Annotated in this window: 16 protein-coding genes; 8 read left to right on the top strand and 8 right to left on the bottom strand. The window is 70.1% G+C overall.

What is annotated here, in order from left to right; translation table 11 throughout:
- Positions 1-38: 38 nt before the first annotated feature.
- The gene (locus tag CP973_RS22935) at positions 39-836 is read right to left on the bottom strand and encodes an AMP-binding protein (protein WP_208853284.1); all 798 of its coding nucleotides are present in this window, start codon (positions 834-836) and stop codon (positions 39-41) included.
- A 780-nt stretch (positions 837-1616) separates the two neighbouring features.
- Between CP973_RS22935 and CP973_RS22930 the strand changes: the two genes are divergently transcribed.
- The gene (locus CP973_RS22930; RefSeq protein ID WP_150244446.1) at positions 1617-3002 is read left to right on the top strand and encodes a flavin monoamine oxidase family protein; all 1386 of its coding nucleotides are present in this window, start codon (positions 1617-1619) and stop codon (positions 3000-3002) included.
- A 94-nt stretch (positions 3003-3096) separates the two neighbouring features.
- The gene (locus CP973_RS40150) at positions 3097-3240 is read left to right on the top strand and encodes a hypothetical protein (RefSeq protein WP_167538491.1); all 144 of its coding nucleotides are present in this window, start codon (positions 3097-3099) and stop codon (positions 3238-3240) included.
- 705 nt (positions 3241-3945) lie between these two features.
- Here CP973_RS40150 and CP973_RS22915 read toward each other — a convergent pair.
- Positions 3946-4299, bottom strand: coding sequence for a DUF8129 domain-containing protein (locus tag CP973_RS22915; RefSeq protein ID WP_150244443.1), 354 nt, complete (start codon positions 4297-4299; stop codon positions 3946-3948).
- 550 nt (positions 4300-4849) lie between these two features.
- Here CP973_RS22915 and qcrB point away from each other — a divergent pair.
- Positions 4850-6493 carry a cytochrome bc1 complex cytochrome b subunit gene (gene qcrB / locus CP973_RS22905; RefSeq protein WP_150244436.1) on the top strand — a complete coding sequence of 548 codons (1644 nt, stop codon included), beginning with the start codon at positions 4850-4852 and terminating at the stop codon, positions 6491-6493.
- On the opposite strand, the gene ctaF is transcribed toward qcrB, so the two are convergent.
- Together ctaF and ctaD are read right to left on the bottom strand one after the other, a co-directional pair.
- Entirely contained in the window at positions 6451-6873 is a 423-nt protein-coding gene (gene ctaF, locus CP973_RS22900) for an aa3-type cytochrome oxidase subunit IV (protein ID WP_150244432.1), read from the bottom strand. The two genes, qcrB and ctaF, sit on opposite strands and share 43 nt — an antisense overlap.
- Positions 6870-8564: an aa3-type cytochrome oxidase subunit I gene (gene ctaD / locus CP973_RS22895; protein ID WP_167538611.1), complete on the bottom strand. Its 1695-nt coding sequence runs from the start codon at positions 8562-8564 to the stop codon at positions 6870-6872. Before ctaD ends, ctaF begins: the two co-directional genes overlap by 4 nt.
- Positions 8565-8973: 409 nt before the next feature.
- Between ctaD and CP973_RS22890 the strand changes: the two genes are divergently transcribed.
- Positions 8974-9384, top strand: coding sequence for a four-helix bundle copper-binding protein (locus CP973_RS22890; RefSeq protein ID WP_150244430.1), 411 nt, complete (start codon positions 8974-8976; stop codon positions 9382-9384).
- A gap of 374 nt (positions 9385-9758) precedes the next feature.
- Here the strand turns inward: CP973_RS22890 and CP973_RS22885 are convergent, their stop codons facing one another.
- Entirely contained in the window at positions 9759-10322 is a 564-nt protein-coding gene (locus tag CP973_RS22885; RefSeq protein WP_150244426.1) for a hypothetical protein, read from the bottom strand.
- Positions 10323-10567: 245 nt separating this feature from the next.
- On the opposite strand from CP973_RS22885, the gene gap reads away from it, so the two are divergent.
- From gap to CP973_RS22865, 4 genes are all read left to right on the top strand, one after another.
- Positions 10568-11584 carry a type I glyceraldehyde-3-phosphate dehydrogenase gene (gene gap, locus CP973_RS22880; protein WP_150244423.1) on the top strand — a complete coding sequence of 339 codons (1017 nt, stop codon included), beginning with the start codon at positions 10568-10570 and terminating at the stop codon, positions 11582-11584.
- 35 nt (positions 11585-11619) lie between these two features.
- Positions 11620-14100: a glycoside hydrolase family 65 protein gene (locus CP973_RS22875; RefSeq protein WP_150244421.1), complete on the top strand. Its 2481-nt coding sequence runs from the start codon at positions 11620-11622 to the stop codon at positions 14098-14100.
- Positions 14101-14148: 48 nt separating this feature from the next.
- Entirely contained in the window at positions 14149-16842 is a 2694-nt protein-coding gene (gene ppdK / locus CP973_RS22870) for a pyruvate, phosphate dikinase (RefSeq protein ID WP_150244418.1), read from the top strand.
- A gap of 168 nt (positions 16843-17010) precedes the next feature.
- Positions 17011-17937 carry a universal stress protein gene (locus CP973_RS22865; RefSeq protein WP_150244415.1) on the top strand — a complete coding sequence of 309 codons (927 nt, stop codon included), beginning with the start codon at positions 17011-17013 and terminating at the stop codon, positions 17935-17937.
- Positions 17938-18019: 82 nt separating this feature from the next.
- On the opposite strand, the gene CP973_RS22860 is transcribed toward CP973_RS22865, so the two are convergent.
- Genes CP973_RS22860 through CP973_RS22850 form a run of 3 tightly spaced genes read right to left on the bottom strand, consistent with a single transcriptional unit; the run spans position 18020 to position 20241 of the window.
- On the bottom strand, positions 18020-18529 hold the full coding sequence (locus tag CP973_RS22860) for a flavodoxin domain-containing protein (RefSeq protein WP_150244412.1): 510 nt from the start codon (positions 18527-18529) through the stop codon (positions 18020-18022).
- Between the two features lie 42 nt (positions 18530-18571).
- A complete protein-coding gene (locus CP973_RS22855) occupies positions 18572-19297 on the bottom strand; it encodes a CBS domain-containing protein (protein WP_150244410.1) in 726 nt (241 codons plus the stop codon).
- Positions 19298-19347: 50 nt separating this feature from the next.
- Positions 19348-20241, bottom strand: coding sequence for a universal stress protein (locus CP973_RS22850; RefSeq protein WP_150244408.1), 894 nt, complete (start codon positions 20239-20241; stop codon positions 19348-19350).
- Between the last annotated feature and the right edge of the window lie 12 nt (positions 20242-20253).

Genomic DNA, 20253 nt, shown 5'->3' with positions numbered 1-20253 from the left:
CTGGTCGTAACCAGTTCTTGAGCAGTTTGCCTCCGGCGTCACGCGGCAGCGCCTCGCGCCTCGGTGACGACCGTGGCGTACTGCGGAACCTTGGAATCGGCGAGCCGTCTCGGCAGTGCGCGATTACATCTGCGACGTCTATCCGTAGTCCGCGTGCTTGGCGGCATCCGGTCCGGCAGGACGCTGAACAGCGACGCCGTCTCGGTCATGCCGTAGCCGTTGATCACTGTGGACCGCGGGTACGTCTCCTTCACCGCGCGCACGAGTGACGGCGCGACCGTGGCCCCGCCGTACGCCAGCCAGCGCACCCCGGAGACGTCGGCACCGGTGAAGCCCGGATGGCGCAGCAGCAGGAAGTACGCCGTGGGGACGGTCACCAGGAAGGGGAACCGCTCCTCGGCCAACGCAGCCACCAACCGCGACAGATCGGGCGTTGGCATGATCACCGAGGTGCCGCCGAGGTGGGCGGCGACGATGAACTGCGCGTTGCGGCCCGTGACATGGAACAGAGGGACCGAGATCAGAGTCCGTGAATGTGGCCCGGCCTCCCGGGTATGCCGAGGCAGCGGATCAGGTTCTCGGCGTTGGTCACGAACGCCTCTTGCGTGGTCGGCACTCCCTTGGGGCAGCACCCGGTCGTTCCCGATGTGCAAAAGAGCGCGGCCACGTCGGTGGGATGTGTAGAAGAGCGCCGCCACGTCGGTGGGTCCCAGATCCGTCGTGACGTACGGGTCGCCGTCCGGCAACGGTGCGTCGTCCGGCAGGTCGACCTCCGCGCCGGTGTCGCCGAGGACGAACTCCACTTCCGGCTGAGCGGACCGGGTGTTGACTGCCACGGCGATGCCGCCGGCCGTCAGGGGCCCAGAAGGCGAGGGCCGAATTCGTGCCCGCCGGGTACCTCACGGCCACCCGGTCTCCTCGCTCCACTCCGCGGGCCCGCCGCCCGCCGGCCACCCTTGTGGCGCGCCGCCTCAGTTGTGCGTAGGTGAGCCGGTCCCCGCGGAGCGGTCGAATGCGAGGTCAATGATCCGTCGTTAGCCGCGGGCGGCACGGGTACCGCCGCACCCGGGCGGTCACGCGGTACCAGGACCCGCAGCGCCCCCTGGACGTAGCGTGCACACGACCGGGGTAGGCATCCGCAGCGCCTCACCGTCGACCGCAACGGGGGTCTCGGCCATGCCGACGGCCACGGTGACGCGCTGCGCGGCATGACGGCCAGTCCCGCGGACTGCGAGACCCGCACGGCAACGTCGGCGGCCTGTGACACGGTCGCCTTCCAGGCGGACAACCTCGTGGAAGACGAGCGGGCGCTGGATTTCCCGGTGAGGACAGTCCTGTCTGAGCCGAGTACGTCTGTTTCGCCTGCTCGGTCACGACGGCGTTCGGCGCCTCCCGGGGCGTCACGGTGACGTCCGGGAGGTGCGCCGGGCTGTGACGGCGCACCCGGGTATCGCGTTCGTCTTGAACGCCGTCGCGGCCCGAGCCAGGTGTCTCCCGTGGACAGCAACTGACGGGTGGTCGGGCCGGATCCCGGAGGGCACTCGAACGAACTGGGGCCGCGGTCGTGCTGTAAACTCAAACTCGATTCGAGATCGAGAAAGTGGGGAGCCGAGAAGATGACGCAGGCGAAGCCCGAATCGGATGTGACGAGCGCAGCGCAACCCGTACGCGAGGAGACCTGCGATGTGGCCGTCGTCGGTGCGGGGATGGCGGGGCTTACGGCAGCCACGACGCTCGCCGGCAAGACCGACGTCGTCGTGTTCGAGGCCGCGGATCGGGCGGGCGGGCGCGTCGAGACGGTCCGGAAGGGCGATTACTGGATCAACGTCGGGACGCAGTTCACCGAGGGGACCGGGCCGTTGATCGACGCGCTCCATCACCACGGCATCGAGATGGGGTCGCTGGCAGGCAAGAGCGTGGCGCTGGTCCTCAACGGGGGACTGGTTGACACGTCCAACCTCTTCGCGCTCATGTTCCGCACGCGGATGAGCTTCCTGGACCGGGTCGGCATGGCGATGGTCGGCGCCCGTATCGTCTCGGCCGTCCCGTTCCTGGAGTCGGACAGCGGCGTGGCGCAAAGGGTACGGGCCAGGCTCGACAAGCGTCTCGCTTCGGACCTTCTACGCGGCGTTCGCTCCGAGTTGGTCCACGACATGGTCCGATCGTGGTCGGGTCAGTGGATGGGATGCGAGCCCGGAGAGACGGCAGCGACCCAGCTTGTGACGTCGATCGGGCTCGCCCTCGCGGACCCGGCGAAGGTGCCGAACTTCGCCCTGCCGGTAGGGGGTAATCAGACGCTGACCGATATTCTCGCCGCCGATCTGGGCGAACGCCTCCGGCTTCGGTCGGCCGTCCGCTCTGTGGAACCGGACGGAGACGGGGTCGCCGTGAACTATGTCGACGGGGACGGCCCGGTGCGGATGCGCGCGCAGCGAGCCGTCGTCGCGGTTCCCGGCGACGTCGCGTTGCAGATCCTTCCGGGACTACCGCAGAAATACCGCAACGCGTTCGGCGATATTCGCTACGGCCGGTACGTGATCGTCGGCTTCTTCACCGAGGAGGAGGGGCCGCAGCCGTGGGACGAGTTCTTCGGTGTGTCCACACCGCAGCTTTCCTTTCAGGCGATGTTCAACCACGCCGCCGCCATTCGGAAGGGCGCCTCACGGAAGCCTGGCGGTGCGCTGGCGTGTTTCGCCGGCGGTGCCGTCGCCGACGACTTGTTCGAGCTCTCCGACGAAGAGATCGTGGCCCGGTTCGCCAAGGATCTCCTGTCGATCTACCCTCAGCTCGAAGGGAAGCTCGGGGAGGGAGTGGTGCGGCGGCACCACCGTGTTGTGCCTTTCTGGGCTCCCGGTAGGCGCGAGTCGCTGCCAACGCTGCGGAACCCCCTGGGACCGATCCACCTGGCCGGCGACTACCAGCTCGACATGCCTTCGCTCGCCGACGCGGCTACTTCGGGCGAGAACGCGGCAAGGGCGGTCCTCGCGAGTCTGGGGCGCTGACATCGATTTTCCCAAAGACGTCCAGGACTTCCCGGACCCTCAGGGACCTCCCGGACCCCCAGGACCTCCCGGACCGCCAGGAAGGAAGCCCGCTTTGAGCAGCGAGCGATACGACACGGACAGGGCGAGAGAGCGGTGGAAGGTGAAGGGCGTCGCATTGCGGGTGTTCTTCTTCGTCTTCTTCGCCTATGGCTTTCTCTACGTGGTCGGCCTGCTCGGTGAGCAAGCCCAGAAGTAGACGCCGATTCGTCCGTCCACGCCCCTGTGAGTCCCCGTGGTCGCTTTCCTCATGCTTCTGTCGCTCCTCGACCAGCGATGGGACCGGACGCCGGACTGGATGAAGCGCCACCCGTCAACGCTCTGGCGGCAGCCGATGCATTGCGCGGGGCGCTGGATGCCCTGTGCCGCAAGGTGGACGGGGAGGTGTCGTAACCTCGGAAAAGGAATGGACAGGCGACGGCGCGGTGCACGAGGTGCACTCGCTCAAGCGGCGCGCGGCCACCGCGATCCGGCCGGTGCCCATTTCACCGGCATCCCACCGCAGTTCGTACGCATGCTCAAAGCGCACATCGAACGCTTCGGCGTGACGTCGGACGGGCGGCTGTTCCGCAACAGGGCGGGCAACTCCGTGGACGCTGCGGCCTACGGAACGACGTGGGCACTCGGGTGTGGGCCCGGTCGAATGCGCTCGCCGTGCTGGTGGGGCGAGCGGAAGGCGTCCGACGGACAAAACCCCAGGTCAGACGCCTTTTTGTGCGGGACGCCGGGTGTGAAGTCGGGACCGGACGCCCGCACCCGGCCGGCGCCATGGGGCACCGGACCAGTACACCGACGGGCGCGGCGCCCCACTCGCGGCACCGCCGGCAACCGCGATGACACCCTGCCGGACTGGGACGCGAGCGGGCCAGATCACCCGGCCGCGGGCTCGGTCGGCAAGCACCCTTCAAGGACGATTGCCCTTCGGCCTCGCCGGCTGGTCGGGGGTGCCGTGGGGCGCAGGGTGGATGGGAGGCGCGGCGGTCGAAGGCGAGACCGGGGAACCGCCCTGTTGGCCGGGGCGCTCCTGCGGCCGTACGGCGTCGGGGTCTCCCTGGGTGGGCTCAGCCCCGGCCGCGAGCTGGTCGCGTCGTGCGGTGAGCGCCGCCAGCACTGCTGGGCGATTGGCATGGGACCGCTCGTGGCGTAGTACCGCTTCCAGTTCCTCGGAGGTCAGCGAGCGGACGCGGGATTCGATTTCTCCCACGGACAGATGGTCGTAATCAGCCAAGGGCAGCGAGTGCGGGTCAGGGGTGGGCATTGTGAGCTCCTTTCCGTCGGTGGTGGGGGCGGATCGGTGGGGTGGGGCGGGGGGCATGTGTGAAGCTTCGCCTGTGGATCAGGCGGTGGCCGGGTACCCGCCACCTACTGGGTCATGCGCGGGGCGGCGCTCTCCACCTGAATCCGCGACGGCCTCAGGACGCGTTTCCCGGCTCGTTGCGCCGGGCTCCGAACTCTTTGTGTCCGTTGGGACACGGCGGGATTTTTTCACCCTGCCGCACGTGCACTTTCTCGTGGCACCTGGTGCAGTAGAAGTCGCCCGTCTTCTGTGCCTTTTCGCCGCTCTTCGCCGTCATCGCGCCTTCTCCTGTGCGCATCCGCGCGTCCGTCATTCGTGAGGCGGGGTCTCTTGCCGGTGGTTCGTTTTCCGGTATCCGATTCTTCCGCGCGTGTTCCACCCATGCCATGCGGGATGGGCCGGCCTGGTGCGCGGGTGCGGCGGGCCGGGTGACATGTCCCGGATTTTTGTACCGGGCCGTGGGGGTACCCGGGCGTGCAGCGCTGTGTGCGGACGTCGTGAGGAGCAGGTGATGATCTTTTTCCGGCGCTCCCGGCTGAAGGTGGGCGCCGCCGAGCGCGGTGCTCGGCGCGTGGCCGGGCGGTCCGTCGGCGCCCTGGACGCCCGGCTGCCGGTGGCCGAAGGAGGCGGGCTGCTGCGCAAGGCGTTTCCGGGCCACTGGTCGTTCCTGCTGGGCGAGCTGGCACTGTACAGCCTGCTGGTCCTGGTGCTGACGGGTGTGTACCTGACGCTCTTCTTCAAGCCGGAAATGCGGGAGGTCACGTACGACGGCTCGTACCAGCCGCTGTCCGGCGTGCGCATGTCGCATGCGTTCAGCTCCACGCTCCGCATCAGCTTCGACGTACGGGGCGGGTTGCTGATCCGCCAGATGCATCACTGGGCCGCGATCGTCTTTGTCGCGGCGATCGGCGTGCATCTGCTGCGGGTCTTCTTCACCGGGGCCTTCCGCAAGCCGCGGGAAGTGAACTGGATGGTCGGGGTGACGCTGTTCCTGCTGGCGCTGGCCGAAGGGTTCGCCGGCTATTCGCTGCCCGATGACCTGCTGTCGGGGACAGGGCTGCGTATCGCGCAGGGCATCATGCTGTCGGTCCCGGTGGCGGGCACGTACCTCAGCATGTTCGCGTTCGGCGCCGAATTCCCCGGCGAGGACATCGTTGCACGGCTGTACGCGCTGCATGTCCTGCTGTTGCCCGGCCTGATCCTGGCCCTGGTCACCCTCCATCTGCTGTTGGTCCTCCGCCTCAAGCACACGCAGTGGTCGGCCCGGGGCCGCACCAACAGCAATGTGGTCGGCAAGCCGCTCTTCCCGCACTTCGCCGCGACGTCCGGGGGCCTGTTCTGCGTGGTCTTCGGCCTGCTGGCCGCGCTGGGTGGTCTGGCCCAGGTCAACCCGGTGTGGGTGTACGGGCCTTACCGGCCCGACCAGGCGTCGACCGGTGCCCAGCCCGACTGGTACGTCGGCTTCCTGGAGGGCGCGCTGCGGCTGGTGCCGCCGTGGGAGACCACGCTGGCGGGGCACACCGTGATGTGGAACGTGCTGCTGCCGGCGGTGGTGCTGCCGCTGGCCCTGTTCGCCGTGCTGTACGCCTATCCGTTCGTCGAGGCGTGGGTGACCGGCGACCGCCGGGAGCACCACCTGTGCGACCGGCCACGTGACCGGCCGGTGCGTACCGGGTTGGGCGTCGCGGCCGTCACCGGGTATGGCGTGCTGCTGCTGGCCGGAGGCAACGATGTGGTGGCCCACACCTTCGGGATCTCCCTCAACGCGCTGACGTGGGTCCTGCGGGTGGCGCTGGTGGTGCTGCCGGTGGTGGCGTTCCGGGTGGCCAAAGGGGTGTGCCTGGCCCTGCGGGAAGCTGAACACGAGCGGCTGGCCGAAGGGACGGAGACCGGGCAGGTGCGCCAGACGATTTCGGGCGGGTACGAGGAGACGCACCGGCCGGCCGACGAGGAGCAGCGGTACGCGGCGCTCCACGGCAGCCTGCCGGCGGTTCCGCGGGAGCCGGATGACGCGCCGGACGACGGGACAGCCGTGCGGCGGGCACGCGGCAGGCTCCGTCACTGGTTCACCGGCTCCCCGGTCCCGCGGCCCCGGCCGGCGGGAGGCGAATCTCAGCCGTGCGAGCGGTCCGGCGGTGACGCCTCCGGCTCCTGATGCCGCGCGTACTGGAAGACCAGGCCGAAGACCCCGAGCGCCAGAAGTCCTGCGCCGAGCAGAGCCAGCCACAGGCCGAAGACCACGCCGAGCCCCACCCCGGTGGAGCCGGCGGCGACGGTGATGGGCCAGGAACTGGCGGCCGGGAAAAACGCCACCGGCCCGGCCGTTTCGATCACTTCGGCGTCGTCGCGGTCCTGCGGACGCCGCCCGCGCTTGCGGTACTGCACGGCCAGGTAGAAGGAGACCAGCGCCGCCATCAGGCAGGCCACCAGCAGGACGGCGGTACCGGCCGGGTCATCGCCGTAGCGCCCGTAGACACCCCCGGTGACGGCGAAGAAGAGCGTCACACCGGCGAACAGCAGCGCCTCGGTCCTCATGTGCGCCACTCCTTTTCCGGGTGGTGCAGATCAAAGGCGGGGGATTCCGAGCGGATGCGCGGCAGCGCGACGAAATTGTGCCGTGGCGGTGGGCAGGAGGTGGCCCATTCCAGGGAACGGCCGTAGCCCCACGGGTCGTCCACCCGCACCTTCGGCGCGTACTTCGCCGTCCTCCAGACGTTGTAGAGGAACGGGAGGGTGGAGGCGCCGAGCAGGAAGGCACCGATGGAGGAGACGGTGTTGAGCAGGGTGAAGCCGTCCGCCGCCAGATAGTCGGCGTATCGCCGGGGCATTCCGCTCTCCCCCAGCCAGTGCTGGACGAGGAACGTGACCTGGAAGCCGGTGAAGAGCGTCCAGAAGTGCACTTTCCCGAGGCGTTCGCCGAGCATTCTGCCGGTGAATTTGGGCCACCAGAAATAGAAGCCGCCGAACATCGCGAACACGACGGTGCCGAACAGGACGTAGTGCAGGTGCGCCACGATGAAGTAGGAGTCGGTCAGATGGAAGTCCAGGGGCGGTGAGGCGATCAGCACTCCGCTGAGACCGCCGAGCAGGAACGTCACCAGGAAGCCCACCGCCCACAGCATCGGCGTCTCGAAGGACAACGACCCTTTGAACATGATGCCGATCCAGTTGAAGAACTTCACGCCCGTCGGCACGGCGATCAGGAAGGACATCAGGGAGAAGAACGGCAGCAGTACCGCACCGGTGGCGAACATGTGGTGGGCCCATACCACCGACGACAGCATGGTGATGGCGATGGTGGCGCCGACCAGGCCCAGATATCCGAAGACCGGTTTGCGCGCGAAGACCGGCAGGATTTCCGTGATGATGCCGAAGAACGGCAGGGCGACGATATAGACCTCGGGATGGCCGAAGAACCAGAACAGGTGCTGCCACAGGATCGCCCCGCCGTTGCCCGGGTCGAAGATGTGGGCCCCGAATTTCCGGTCGGCCTCCAGAGCCAGCAGGGCCGCGGTGAGCACCGGGAACGCCGGGAGCACCAGGATCGAGGTGAACAGCACGTTCCAGGTGAAGATCGGCATCCGGAACATGGTCATGCCGGGGGCGCGCAGGCACAGGATGGTGGTGATGAAGTTGACGGCGCCGAGCGTGGTGGACACACCGGTGATGACCAGTCCCATCGTCCACAGATCGCCGCCCGCTCCCGGGGAGCGCAGGGAGGAGTTGAGGGGCGCGTAGGCGAACCAGCCGAAGGCGGCGGCGCCGCCCGGCGCGAGGAATCCGCTGACCACGACCAGGCCGCCGAAGAGGTACAGCCAGTACGACAGGGCGTTGAGCCGGGGGAAGGCCACGTCGGGGGCGCCGATCTGCAACGGCATGACCGCGTTGGCGAAGCCCGCGAACAGCGGCGTCGCGAAGAGCAGCATCATGATCGTGCCGTGGATGGTGAACAGCTGGTTGTACGTGTGCGCGTCCACGATCTGCAGCCCGGGACGCGCCAGTTCGGCCCGCATGAGCATTGCGAGCACCCCGGCCACAACGAAGAAGCAGAAGGCCGTGACCAGGTACATGTTCCCGATCGCCTTGTGGTCGGTCGTCCTGGTCAGACGCACCAGCGCCCGCCCCAGAACCGGTGTGGTGCCCCTGGCCGGGTACGTCCGGGCGTCCGCCGCCGGCGGTTGCGCGGGTCCGACGGCCGACCGGAGTGCCCTTCGCGCAAGCGCCATCATGATGATCGGTGTGCCCTTCTCCCGGCGACGTCGCTTCACGGCCGAGCGGGTTCCCCGGCCGTCTGTGCGCAATCCCTGGCCCGGACGGAGGAGCCGGCGGTGCGCCAGGTGGCGAGTCGGCCGGTCGAAAAGTGAAAGCGGTACGCGAAGCGGTCCGTCGGGTGGTTATCCAGCGCGCCGGGCACGTGGCCATCGGTGACGCTCGCCCGGCGAATCGTTCCCTTGCCGGGGTTTTCCTGAGCATGCGCGGGTCAGCCGAGAGGCGAGACCATTTCTGATGGCGGTACGGCCGGTTGCGTGGCGTGAGTGGCAGAGGGAACGCCGATGACCGATCGTCGTTCGTGCGGGCCACGGAGCGTGAGCCGGGACCGGCTGTGCGGCCGGGAAGACGAAAGGTGGAAACGCGATGACCTTGGTGGCCAAGGACATGCTGCTGGCTTTCCCGGGCGAACTCGGTGACGTGGACCGGGAGAAACTCGTCCGCTGCATCGAGGAGTGCCAGAGCTGCGCCCAGGCGTGTACGGCCTGCGCGGACTGCTGCCTGTCCGAGGACACGGTTGCCGAGCTGGCCCGGTGCATCCGTACCGACCTGGACTGCGCGGACCTCTGCACGGCCACCGGCCGGGTGCTGTCCCGCCACACCGGCCGTGACGCCGACCTGGTCCGGGCCCAGCTGAAGGCGTGCGCCACGGCTTGCCGGGCATGCGCCGACGAGTGCGAACGGCACGCCGGCGTGCACGAGCACTGCCGTGTCTGCGCCGAAGCCTGCCGTCGCTGCGAGCAGGCGTGCGACGCGCTGTACCACGCCCTCGGCTGAGGACCGGCAGCCATCCGGGTGACGCGGGCGGACGGTCCTCCGGTCATGGCCGGCCGACATCACCGGGCCGTAGCGAAACATGCCGATGGTGGGGGCGGCCGCGTCGGGGATGACCATGCCGGCCGCCACGCTGGTCCTCAGAGGGGGCGACGGCGTCCCCTGGGGATGACGTCGCCCGGGGCCTGGACGAACTGGTGCGGGGCCGTGACGTACGGTCGGGCGCCGGGCCGGTGCAGAGATCTGTGGACGACGGCCCGTATGCCCGTGGAGGCTGGAAGCCTGGCCCATGGACACGGGAACGACGAACTGGGAACGCGCACGGTCCGGCCGTCGGCCCCGGCTGCTGTGACCGCTTCGCCGAGCCGAAGGCCGGGTCACCGTTGTCTCCACAGGGTCATTTCGACCGAGGCCCCGCCTCGGACGAGGGAGACATCGCGGATGGTCGCCGCCAGAACGGCTCCGTTCGGGCTGCGTGCGCAAAAGCGACCGTTCAGCCGCACCGAGGCCTGTGTGCGCCCGTCGCTGTCGAGCTGTCGCAGGCATGTGGCGGGGCCGGGCGGGACATCTTCCGGCAGGGCGGCTATTCCGGCGCCGTCGAAGAATTTCACGCTGCCGTCCGGCTGGAGCGTGTCGGCGGCGTAGATGTCTTCCTGGGTGAAGAGCGGCACGGTACGGGGCGTGTCGGCATCGATGTCGATGCCGCGTCTGTTCGATGGGATCAGCACGGAGCCGGAAAAGGTCTTCTGCCAACCTGCCGGGGCGGGGGCGGACGAGGACGCCCCCGTCGTCGGCGGGTCCGGGGCGGACGTCGCGCGGTCGCCGGGGCCGGAGCCATGCCCGCAGGTGGTGATCAGCGCGGCGATCACGGTCGCTGACGCGCCGATCAGCGCGAGGGAGACGGCCAGCGGTGCACTGCGGGTTCCCCCGTCTTCCGGCATGGTTCCTCCTTGAGGTACCGGACTGTCCTCATGGTCCCCAATGGCTGCCGTTCTGTCAGCGGGCGAGGCGGCCGCGGGCAGCGGGTGTCGTGCTGTTCGCCCGGCCCGTCGGCACGAGGGCCGTTCGGCCCCCTCCCCGACGGGCCGCCACCCGGGAAGGTGGTCCGCGTGCCGCGAACGGTCCCCGCGGGAGCCGGCGGCGCGTGTACGTGTCTGTGAAAAAGCCACGACGAAGGCGGCACGGCATGGTGGTACGGGTAGCGGTCAATGGGTTCGGGCGGATCGGACGGAACTACCTCCGTTGCGTTCTGGAGCGGGCGGAGGGGAGGGGGACACCGGTGGAGGTGGTGGCGGTCAACGACATCGCGCCGGCGGCGACCCTGGCCCATCTGCTGGAGTACGACTCGACGTACGGCAGGCTCGGTCGGCCGGTCGGGTCCGAGGAAGGCGCGCTGCTCGTCGCCGGGCGGCGGATAGCCGTGTCCTCGCAGCGGGATCCGGCCGGCCTGGACTGGCGGGAGACGGGCGCGGACGTCATCATCGAAGCGACGGGGCGTTTCCGCGACCGGGACGCCGCCGCGCTGCATCTGAAGAGCGGCGCGGTCAAGGTGCTGCTGTCGGCCCCGGGCAGGAACGCGGACGCGACTGTGGTGATGGGCGTCAACGAAGACGAGTACGAGCCGGACCGGCACCACGTGGTCTCCTGCGCGTCGTGCACGACCAACTGCGTCGTACCGATGGTCAAGGTCCTCCACGATGCCTTCGGCGTTCGCAAGGGGATGATGACCACGATCCATGGATACACCAACGATCAGGCTCTGCTCGACGGCCCGCACAAGGATCTGCGGCGGGCCCGGTCGGCTGCCGTGAGCATCATCCCCACCACCACGGGTGCCGCGCGTTCCGTCGGAGTCGTGCTGCCGGAGCTGGAAGGGGCCCTGGACGGGCTGGCGGTGCGGGTGCCGGTGGAAGACGGGTCGCTGACGGACCTGACCGTCCTGCTGGGGCAGGAGACCACCGCGGAGGAGATCAACGGGGCTTTCGAGCGGGCCGCCGCCGGGCCGCTCGGCTCGGTGCTGCGGGTGAGCCACGCGCCGTTCGTCTCCCGGGACGTCGTCGGCGACCCGGCTTCCTGTGTCGTGGACGCGGGGCTCACCCAGGCGCACGGCGACCTGGTGAAGGCATTCGGCTGGTACGACAACGAGTGGGGCTACGCGAACCGGCTCCTGGACTTGACCGAGCACGTTGCCGCCCGGCTGTGAGCCGTGCTCGGACGGCCGGACCGAGAGGAAGCGGGATGACCGTACGTCGACAAGCCACACCGTCCGCGCCGCCCGTGTCCTTCGGGACGTCCTCCGGACCGGCCGAGCCGACGGGTGAGTGGATCTGGCAGTACGAAGGCTACGACCCCTCGCAGGAACGTCTGCGGGAATCCCTGTGCACGCTCGGCAACGGGTATTTCGCCGCCCGCGGAGCCGCACCCGAGGCAGCGGCCGGAGAGCACCATTACCCCGGTACATATGCCGCCGGCTGCTACAACCGGCTGCTGTCGGAAGTGGCCGGGCGGCAGGTGGAGAACGAGGACCTGGTCAACCTGCCCAACTGGTTGCCGCTGCGCTTCCGCCTTCCCGGAGAAGGCGGTTCCGCCGCACGGTGGTTCACCCCCGACGAGGGGTATCCGCTGGAGTACCGGCAGATACTCGACATGCGGGCCGGGACACTCACCCGGCGCATGCGCGTCCATACGTCCGGCCAACGGAGTCTGGTGGTCGTCCAGCACCGGCTGGTCCACATGGCCGACCCGCATCTGGCGGTCCTGCGCACGGAGTTCACGCCTGACGGCTGGTCGGGGGAGCTGGAGGTGGAGTCGGCGCTCGACGGTGACGTCCGCAACGCGGGCGTCGAACGCTACCGTGCGCTCGCCGGACAGCATCTGACCCGGATGCACACCGGAGCCGTGGACCCGGCGACCCTGTGGCTGCGCTGCCGCACCTCCACCTCCGACATCCGCATCGCGTGCGCGGCACGGACCCGCGTCACGGCGGGCCGGGCCGACGGGATGCGGACCGTCCTGGGCTCCTGCGGCGCCGCCCACCGGCTGCGGATTCCCCTCACGGACGGGGAGGCGAGCGTGGTCGAGAAGGTCGTGGCCCTGCACACCTCGCGCGACCTGGCGATCAGCGACCCTTCGCTGGCCGCCATCGACGATGTGGCCCGGGCTCCCGATTACGCCGGACTCCTCGCCTCGCACACCGCGGCCTGGAACCGGCTGTGGCGGCGGGCCGATCTGAACGTGCCCGGCGAGGCCGGCCGCGTCCTGCGGCTGCACCTGTTCCACCTGCTGCAGACCCTCTCCCCGCACACGGCCGAGCTGGACGTGGGCGTACCCGCCCGGGGGCTGCACGGCGAGGCGTACCGCGGGCACGTCTTCTGGGACGAGCTGTTCGTCCTGCCGTACCTGAACCTGCACTTCCCGGAGGTATCCCGCGGTCTGCTGAACTACCGCCACCGGCGGCTCAAGCGGGCCTGCCGGGCCGCCGAGGACGCGGGCCGCAGCGGGGCCATGTACCCGTGGCAGAGCGGCAGCGACGGGCGGGAGGAGACCCAGACCCTGCACCTCAACCCGCGCTCCGGGCGCTGGCTGCCCGACCACACCCGCCTCCAGCACCACGTCGGTTCGGCCGTGGCCTACAACGTGTGGCGCTACTGCGAGGCCAGCGGTGACACCGAGTACCTGCACACCAAGGGCGCGGAGATGGTGATGCAGATCGCCCGCTTCTGGGCGGACACCGCTGTTCACGATCCGGGTATGGGCCGGTACCGGATCAAGGGGGTCGTCGGCCCGGACGAGTACCACGACGCGTACCCGGACGCCGACACCCCCGGCCTGGACGACAACACGTACACCAACGTGACCGCGGCCTGGGTGCTGCGCCGCGCCCTGGAGCTGGCCCGCACGCTGCCCGTTCCCCGGCGCGCCGACCTCTTCGGCCAACTCGGCCTGGACGCCGCGGAACTCGACCGCTGGGAGGAGGTTTCCCGGGGGCTCCGCGTCCCCTTCCACGCGGGTGTCGTCAGCCAGTTCGAGGGCTACGGCAACCTCGCGGAGCTGGACTGGGACGACTACCGCAAGCGCTACGGCGACATCCGGCGGCTGGATCGCATCCTGGAGAGCGAGGGCGACAGCCCCAACCGCTACCAGGCGTCCAAACAAGCTGATGTGCTGATGCTCGGCTATCTCTTCTCGCCCGTCGAACTGGCGGAGCTGTTCCGGCTGCTCGGCTGCTCGATGGACGACGAGACGTGGCGGACGACGGTCGACTACTACCTGCGGCGTACCAGCCACGGATCGACCCTCAGCGGGCTGGTGCACGGCTGGGTGCTGGCCCGCGCCCGGCGCGGCGACGCCTGGCAGCACTGCCTGGAGGCACTGCGCGGTGACGTGGCCGACATCCAGGGCGGCACCACCGCCGAGGGCATCCACCTCGGCGCCATGGCGGGCACCCTCGACCTCGTCCAGCGCGGCCTGGCCGGCCTGGAGACCCGTGACGAGGCGCTGAGGTTCGACCCCGCGCCCCTCCCGGAACTCTCCAGCTTCGGCTACCGGCTGCGCTACCGGGGCCACTGGGACCTTGGCGTACGCATCACGGCCGACCGTCTGCGGGTCTCCGTACCGGACTCCGCCGAAAGCCCCGTCAAGGTGGTCTTCGACGATCGCGCCGTCACGGTCCCGCCCGGTGGCACACACGAATTCCGCCTGCTCACCCCCTCCCGTTGACGCACCCCGGCACATCGTCGCCAGCCTTTCGGAAGGAAGTGCTTCACCATGGTCGCGTATGTGTACGACTTCACCGAAGGCTCCCGTGACGAGGCCGGCCTGCTCGGCGGCAAGGGTGCCAACCTGGCCGAGATGACACGCCTGGGGCTGCCCGTGCCGCCGGGGTTCACCATCACCACGGAGGCGTGCCGGGCGTTCCTGGCCACGGGTGAGCTGCCGCAGGAACTGACCCGGCAGGTCGTCGCTCACCTCCGGAGGCTGGAGGAGCGGGCCGGACGCCGTCTGGGCCAGGCGGACGATCCGCTGCTGCTGTCCGTACGCTCGGGAGCCCGCTTCTCCATGCCGGGGATGATGGACACGATCCTCGATGTGGGGCTGAACGACACGACGGTGCACGGTCTGGCCAAGCGTTCCGGCCGGGAGCGCTTCGCCTGGGACTCCTACCGGCGGCTGATCCAGATGTACGGCAGCACGGTCATGGGCGTCGACGGGGCGCTTTTCGAAGAGGCTCTGACCCGCGCCAAGCGGGAGCGTGACACGACGGACGACCTCGGCCTCGGAACTCGTGAACTGGTGGGACTGGTCAGGGAGTTCAAGGCCATCGTGCGAAGGGCGACCGGCGCCGACTTCCCGCAGGACCCCGACGAGCAGCTGGAGCAGTCCGTGCTCGCCGTCTTCCGCTCCTGGAACGGTGAACGCGCCCGTGTCTACCGTCGGCGTGAGCACATCCCCGACGACCTGGGCACCGCCGTGAACATCCAGACCATGGTCTACGGAAATCTGGGCCCCGACTCCGGTACCGGAGTGGCCTTCACCCGGGACCCGGCCACCGGCCGCGCCGGTGTCTACGGCGAATACCTGCCCGACGCCCAGGGCGAGGACGTCGTCGCGGGCATCCGCAACGCCGTGCCGCTCCAGGAACTGCGGAACATCGACTCGCTCTCCTACGAGCGACTGCTGGCACACATGGCACTTCTGGAAGAGCAGTACCGCGATCTGTGTGACGTGGAGTTCACCATCGAGCGCGGGCGCCTGTGGATGCTCCAGACCCGTATCGGCAAACGCACCGCGCAAGCGGCGTTCCGCATCGCCGCGGAACTCGTCGACGAAGGACGGATCACCTGGGCCGATGCCCTGCGCAGGGTCGGCGGCGGACAGCTGACCCAGTTGATGTTCCCCCGCTTCGACGAACGGGCCGCGTCGCGGCCGCTCACGCGCGGCATCCCGGCCTCGCCCGGCGCCGCGGTCGGCCAGGTGGTGTTCGACAGCGCGGAGGCGGTCCGCCGGGCCGCGGCGGGTGAGCAGGTCGTCCTGGTACGGGAGGAGACGACCCCGGACGACCTGCCCGGAATGATCGCGGCGCAGGCCGTGCTCACCAGCAGGGGCGGCAAGACCAGCCATGCCGCGGTCGTCGCCCGCGGCATGGGAAAGGTCTGCGTGTGCGGCGCCGAGCACATCCGGGTCGACCTCGTTCGGCGCCGGTTCACCACCGGCGACGGGCAGGAAGTGACGGAGGGCACGGTCGTCTCCGTCGACGGAGCCGCCGGCACGGTGCACCTCGGTGCGCTGCCCCTGGTCGACTCACCCGTGATGCGGTATCTGGAGACCGGCGAACGGACCGCGGGCCCGGCCGAGGCGGTGGACCGGATGCTGCGACAGGCGGACGCCGTGGCCCGGCTGGAAGTGCGCGCCAATGCCGACACTCCCGAGGACGCCGCACGGGCCCGGAGGTTCGGAGCGCGGGGCATCGGGCTGTGCCGCACCGAGCACATGTTCCTGGGGGAGCGGCGGCACCTCGTCGAGGACATGATCCTCGCCCGGACCGGCGGTGAACGGCAGAGCGCGCTCGATGCGCTGCTTCCGCTCCAGCGGGCGGACTTCACCGAGATCCTCGCGGCGATGGACGGTCTGCCGGTCACCATCCGGCTGCTGGACCCGCCCCTGCACGAGTTCCTGCCCGACCGTACGGAACTGGCGGTGGACATCGCCTCGGCGAAGGCGGCCGGACGCGTTCCGGACGCCCGCGAGGTGCGGCTGCTGGAGGCCGTCGAGCGGATGCGCGAGCAGAATCCCATGCTGGGCCTGAGGGGAGTACGTCTGGCGCTGGTGGTCCCCGGGCTCACGGCCATGCAGGTGCGGGCTGTCGGTGAGGCCGTGGTCGCCCGGGTACGGGCCGGCGGTGACCCGCGTGCGGAGATCATGGTGCCGCTGGTGGGTACCCACGAAGAGCTGCGCGTGATGCGCGGGCAGATCGAGACGGCGCTGTCCGATGTCTTCACGGCCGCGGGATGCGCGGTGAACTGCCCGGTCGGCACCATGATCGAACTGCCGAGGGCGGCGCTGACCGCGGCGGGGATCGCCCGGTACGCCGACTTCTTCTCCTTCGGCACCAACGACCTGACCCAGACGACCTGGGGCTTCTCCCGGGACGACGCGGAAGCGTCCTTCTTCGCCCCCTACCTCGACCAGGGCATCCTGCCGGCCTCACCGTTCGAGAAACTGGACGAGGACGGTGTCGGCCGCCTGATCCGCACGGCCGTGGACGAGGGGCGGGGCGCCCGCCCCGACATCAAGATCGGTGTGTGCGGCGAGCACGGCGGAGAACCGGACTCCATCCGCTTCTTCCACGCCGCGGGACTCGACTACGTCTCCTGCTCCCCGTTCCGTGTTCCCGGCGCACGTCTGGAAGCGGCACGGGCAGCACTGCCGTCAGCGGACCGGGACGAGGACCGCGGGGCGTAGGCGTGAGCTGATCGTCCTGGTGCGCGTGCCGCCGGGCTCTGAGCGTCGGCGGCGTGCGCCAGGGACCGTACGGGCCTTGTACCGCCCCGGACGGCCCCAGGCGGGGCACCGCGTCCTGGCGGCACGCTGAGACCGACTTGAGCGCATCCGTCTTGGGGGTGGGTTTCCGTGACCGGTCACATAGCCGTCGGACTGGACGGTTCACGCGAGAGCCTGGCCGCCGCCGGCTGGGCGGCCCGAGAGGCACGGTTTCGCGGGCTGTCGCTGCGACTCGTGCACGCCTGGGAAGGGCTGACCTGCCCGGACCGGGACGCGGGTCTCAAAGAGCCGGTACTGCCGGAGCTGGCCGTACCCAGGCACTGGGCGCGCCGCATCCTGCGGTCCGCCGAGAACGACCTGAACCTGCGGTATCCGGACCTGCGGATCGTGGCGGACCTGGTGGCCGAACCGCCGGTGGCCGCCCTGGCCGCGGCGGGGAAGGAGGCGGAACTGCTGGTGCTCGGATCACGGGGGCTGGGCGGGGTGACCGGTTTCCTGGTCGGGTCGGTGGCGATGTCCACCGTGGCGCACGCGGTCCGGCCGGTCGCCCTCGTCAGGGCCGGGTACCGCGCGCAGGCCGAGGAGGGACCCGGCGGGCACGGACAGGCCCCGTCGCGGACGTCCTGCCGCGCGGTGACGCTGGGGCTGGACGCCCGCCGTCCATGCGATCCCGTGATCGAGTTCGCCTTCGACGCCGCCGCCCGCCGCGGGGCGCCGCTGAGCGTCGTCCACACCTGGAAGCCACCGCCTTCGTCCGCCGACCCGGCGGTGGCGGCACCCGGACCGACCGCCTACGCGGAGTCCGAGGCGCGCGCCCGCCGGGCCGTCTCCGGAGCGCTACGGCTGTGGCGGGAGAAGTACCCCGAACAGGAGATCACCGAGCTGCTGCGCACCGGTAAGCCCGCCCGGAACCTGGTGGCACTCACCGAGGGCGCGGAACTGCTGGTGATCGGGCGCCGGAACCGGCGGTCCGCGATCGGTGCGCACCTGGGTCCGGTGGCGCACGCGGCGATCCATCACGTGAGGTGCCCGGTGGTCGTCGTGCCACACGACTGACCGGGCCGGCGCGGGACATGCGCGGCGGTACGGGCGGGCAGGGGTGAGGACCGGGTTCGGCCCGGTCCTCACCCGTCCGTCCTCATATCACTGCTTGTTTGTCCAGGTCCGTGGCGATGGTGTGGGCCCAGGCGCGGATCTGGTCGAAGTCGCGCCAGTCGTGGGCCATGCCCCGTTTGGCCATGGAGCGGGCGAGCCGGCCCTGAGGGTCCGGGTCGAGGCGGCCGCCGAAGGTGGTGTGGCCGCGTGCCTTGATGCGGGACATGTCGCGCTGCACCGCCCGCGTCGGCGGGATGTCCTTCTGGGTGGCGGTGGCGTCGAGCGGGCCGCTGCTGAAGCACCACACCGGGCGTTCCAGCAATGCGGACTTGAGCCTGCGGGCGAAGCGGCGGGCGTCACGGTGCCAGCGGCCGGCGTACAGCCCGCCGCCGAGGACGACCGCGTCATAGGCGGTCACATCGGTGACGTCCGCCGCCGGGCGGGGCTCCGCTGCCAGGCCGTCCTTTTCCAGTGTTGCCGCGATCTCTTCGGCGATGCCCGCGGTGCCGCCGTTCTGCGTTCCGTAGGCGACGAGGACGCGCTTGCCGGTCATGGGCGTTCAGCTCCGTTCGAAGGTCCGGGGCCGCGGGGTCGGTCAGATCTTCCGCAGCCATTCCTCGGTGATGCCGTGCAGGGCCTGTTCGGTGGGGCGCAGGTGGGAGTCGTCTTCCTGGTAGCCGAGGCGGTCGATGACGCTGACGACACCGTCGACGCGGCCGGCCAGCCGTACGGCGATGGGGACTTCGCTGCGCCGCTGGAGCTTTCCGGTGAGGGTGACGACGCCGTCCTGGACGATCACGCCGATGGTGTGCGGGGCGAGCCACAGGGTGCGGACGAGGACGTCTTCGATGATCTCGTCGCGGATCTCCTCGTCGGGGCGGCGGAAGACGGAGAGCAGGTCGCTGCGGGTGACGATGCCCATGAGCCGTCCCTCTTCGTCAATGACCGGGAGGCGTTCGACGTGGTGGGCGGCCATGGTGCGGGCGGCCTCGGTGACGGTCTGGCGGGGACCGACCGTGACGGCGGGGGAGGACATCAGGGCACGGGCCGTTCGCGCACGTGCCTTGGCCCGCGCGGTGCGGGCGCGCTTGGAGCGCGGCACCGGTACGTACCGCCGGTGCGGTGCGTCCTCCTGACCGGCCTGCCGGTATATCAGGTCGGTCTCCGAGACGACGCCCAGTACCTTGTCGTCCGGGTCCACGACGGGCACCCCGCTGATGTCGTGCCGTGCCAGCAGGTCGGCGACCTCCTTGAACGGCGCCTCGGGGAGCGTCTTGACGACCTCGCGGTTCATGACCTGGTCGATCAGCCGGTGCTTCATCTTCGGTCTTCCTTCCGGCTTCGAGTTTCTCTCGGAGGTGGTCCCGCTGCTCAGTCCACCGGCACGAGGACGACCGGGCAGTGCGCGTGGTGGAGCATCGCGTGGGTGACCGGCCCCAGTTGCAGGCCCACCCGGCGCGGGCGTCGGTGGGCGGCCAGCACGGTCACATCGGCGTTCCGGCCGGCCTCCACGAGGGCCTTGCCGGGCTGCTGACAGACCGTGTCGGTGTGGACTGCGACGTCCGGGTAGATCTCGCGCAGCGGCGCGACGGCGTACTGCGCAACCGCTTCGGCTCCCTTGCGCAGCTGCTCCAGTTCGTCCCAGGTCAGGTGGTACGACGCGGCGTGCGACCCGTGCGGGGCCGCCGGGTACTGCCAGGCGTGCAGTACGCGCAGCTCGGCAGCGCACCGCCGGGCTTCCTGGAAGGCGAAGTGGAGGGCGTCGTCGTCCGCTTCCGATTCGACGCCGACGAGGACCCGGTGGTGTCGTTCGGCGCCGTCGCCGCGTACGACCATCAGGGGTGTGGTGCAGTGGGCCGCCACGCGCAGGCTCACCGAGCCCAGCAGCAGCCCGGCGAAGCCGCCGTGGCCGCGGGTGCCGACCACGGTGAGCGCGGCGTCGCGCCCGCAGCGCAGCAGGGCGCGCGCCGCCGATTCCGTGGTCAGCGACTCGCTGACGGCAACCTGCGCAGCGCGGGCCCGGACGCGTTCGGTGGCCGCGTCCATCAGCCGGCGGGCGCTGCTGTAGAGCAGTTTGCCGGTGTCGTCGGTGACGCCGAAGTCGGGCAGCGGATGCTTGCCCCAGGGCCAGCCGCAGACGATCTCCAGCGAAGTGCCGCGGCGCGCGGCCTCGTCGGCGGCGCGGTCGAGGGCCCGTACGGCGTGGTCGGAACCGTCGAATCCGACGACCACCCGGCCGGGGAACGGGGTCGGTGCTCGGGTCATCACAGCCTCCTG

This window comes from Streptomyces albofaciens JCM 4342 (assembly GCF_008634025.1).
Classification (GTDB): domain Bacteria; phylum Actinomycetota; class Actinomycetes; order Streptomycetales; family Streptomycetaceae; genus Streptomyces; species Streptomyces albofaciens.
This window is presented reverse-complemented; position numbering and strand designations above follow the sequence as displayed.

Bases quoted from the DNA above. Each gene is read 5' to 3' on its own strand.
- CP973_RS22930 (WP_150244446.1), top strand. From the start codon at position 1,617: ATGACGCAGGCGAAGCCCGAATCGGATGTGACGAGCGCAGCGCAACCC.
- CP973_RS22915 (WP_150244443.1), bottom strand. From the start codon at position 4,299: ATGCCCACCCCTGACCCGCACTCGCTGCCCTTGGCTGATTACGACCAT.
- qcrB (WP_150244436.1), top strand. From the start codon at position 4,850: ATGATCTTTTTCCGGCGCTCCCGGCTGAAGGTGGGCGCCGCCGAGCGC.
- ctaF (WP_150244432.1), bottom strand. From the start codon at position 6,873: ATGAGGACCGAGGCGCTGCTGTTCGCCGGTGTGACGCTCTTCTTCGCC.
- ctaD (WP_167538611.1), bottom strand. From the start codon at position 8,564: ATGGCGCTTGCGCGAAGGGCACTCCGGTCGGCCGTCGGACCCGCGCAA.
- CP973_RS22890 (WP_150244430.1), top strand. From the start codon at position 8,974: ATGACCTTGGTGGCCAAGGACATGCTGCTGGCTTTCCCGGGCGAACTC.
- CP973_RS22885 (WP_150244426.1), bottom strand. From the start codon at position 10,322: ATGCCGGAAGACGGGGGAACCCGCAGTGCACCGCTGGCCGTCTCCCTC.
- gap (WP_150244423.1), top strand. From the start codon at position 10,568: ATGGTGGTACGGGTAGCGGTCAATGGGTTCGGGCGGATCGGACGGAAC.
- CP973_RS22875 (WP_150244421.1), top strand. From the start codon at position 11,620: ATGACCGTACGTCGACAAGCCACACCGTCCGCGCCGCCCGTGTCCTTC.
- ppdK (WP_150244418.1), top strand. From the start codon at position 14,149: ATGGTCGCGTATGTGTACGACTTCACCGAAGGCTCCCGTGACGAGGCC.
- CP973_RS22860 (WP_150244412.1), bottom strand. From the start codon at position 18,529: ATGACCGGCAAGCGCGTCCTCGTCGCCTACGGAACGCAGAACGGCGGC.
- CP973_RS22855 (WP_150244410.1), bottom strand. From the start codon at position 19,297: ATGAAGCACCGGCTGATCGACCAGGTCATGAACCGCGAGGTCGTCAAG.
- CP973_RS22850 (WP_150244408.1), bottom strand. From the start codon at position 20,241: ATGACCCGAGCACCGACCCCGTTCCCCGGCCGGGTGGTCGTCGGATTC.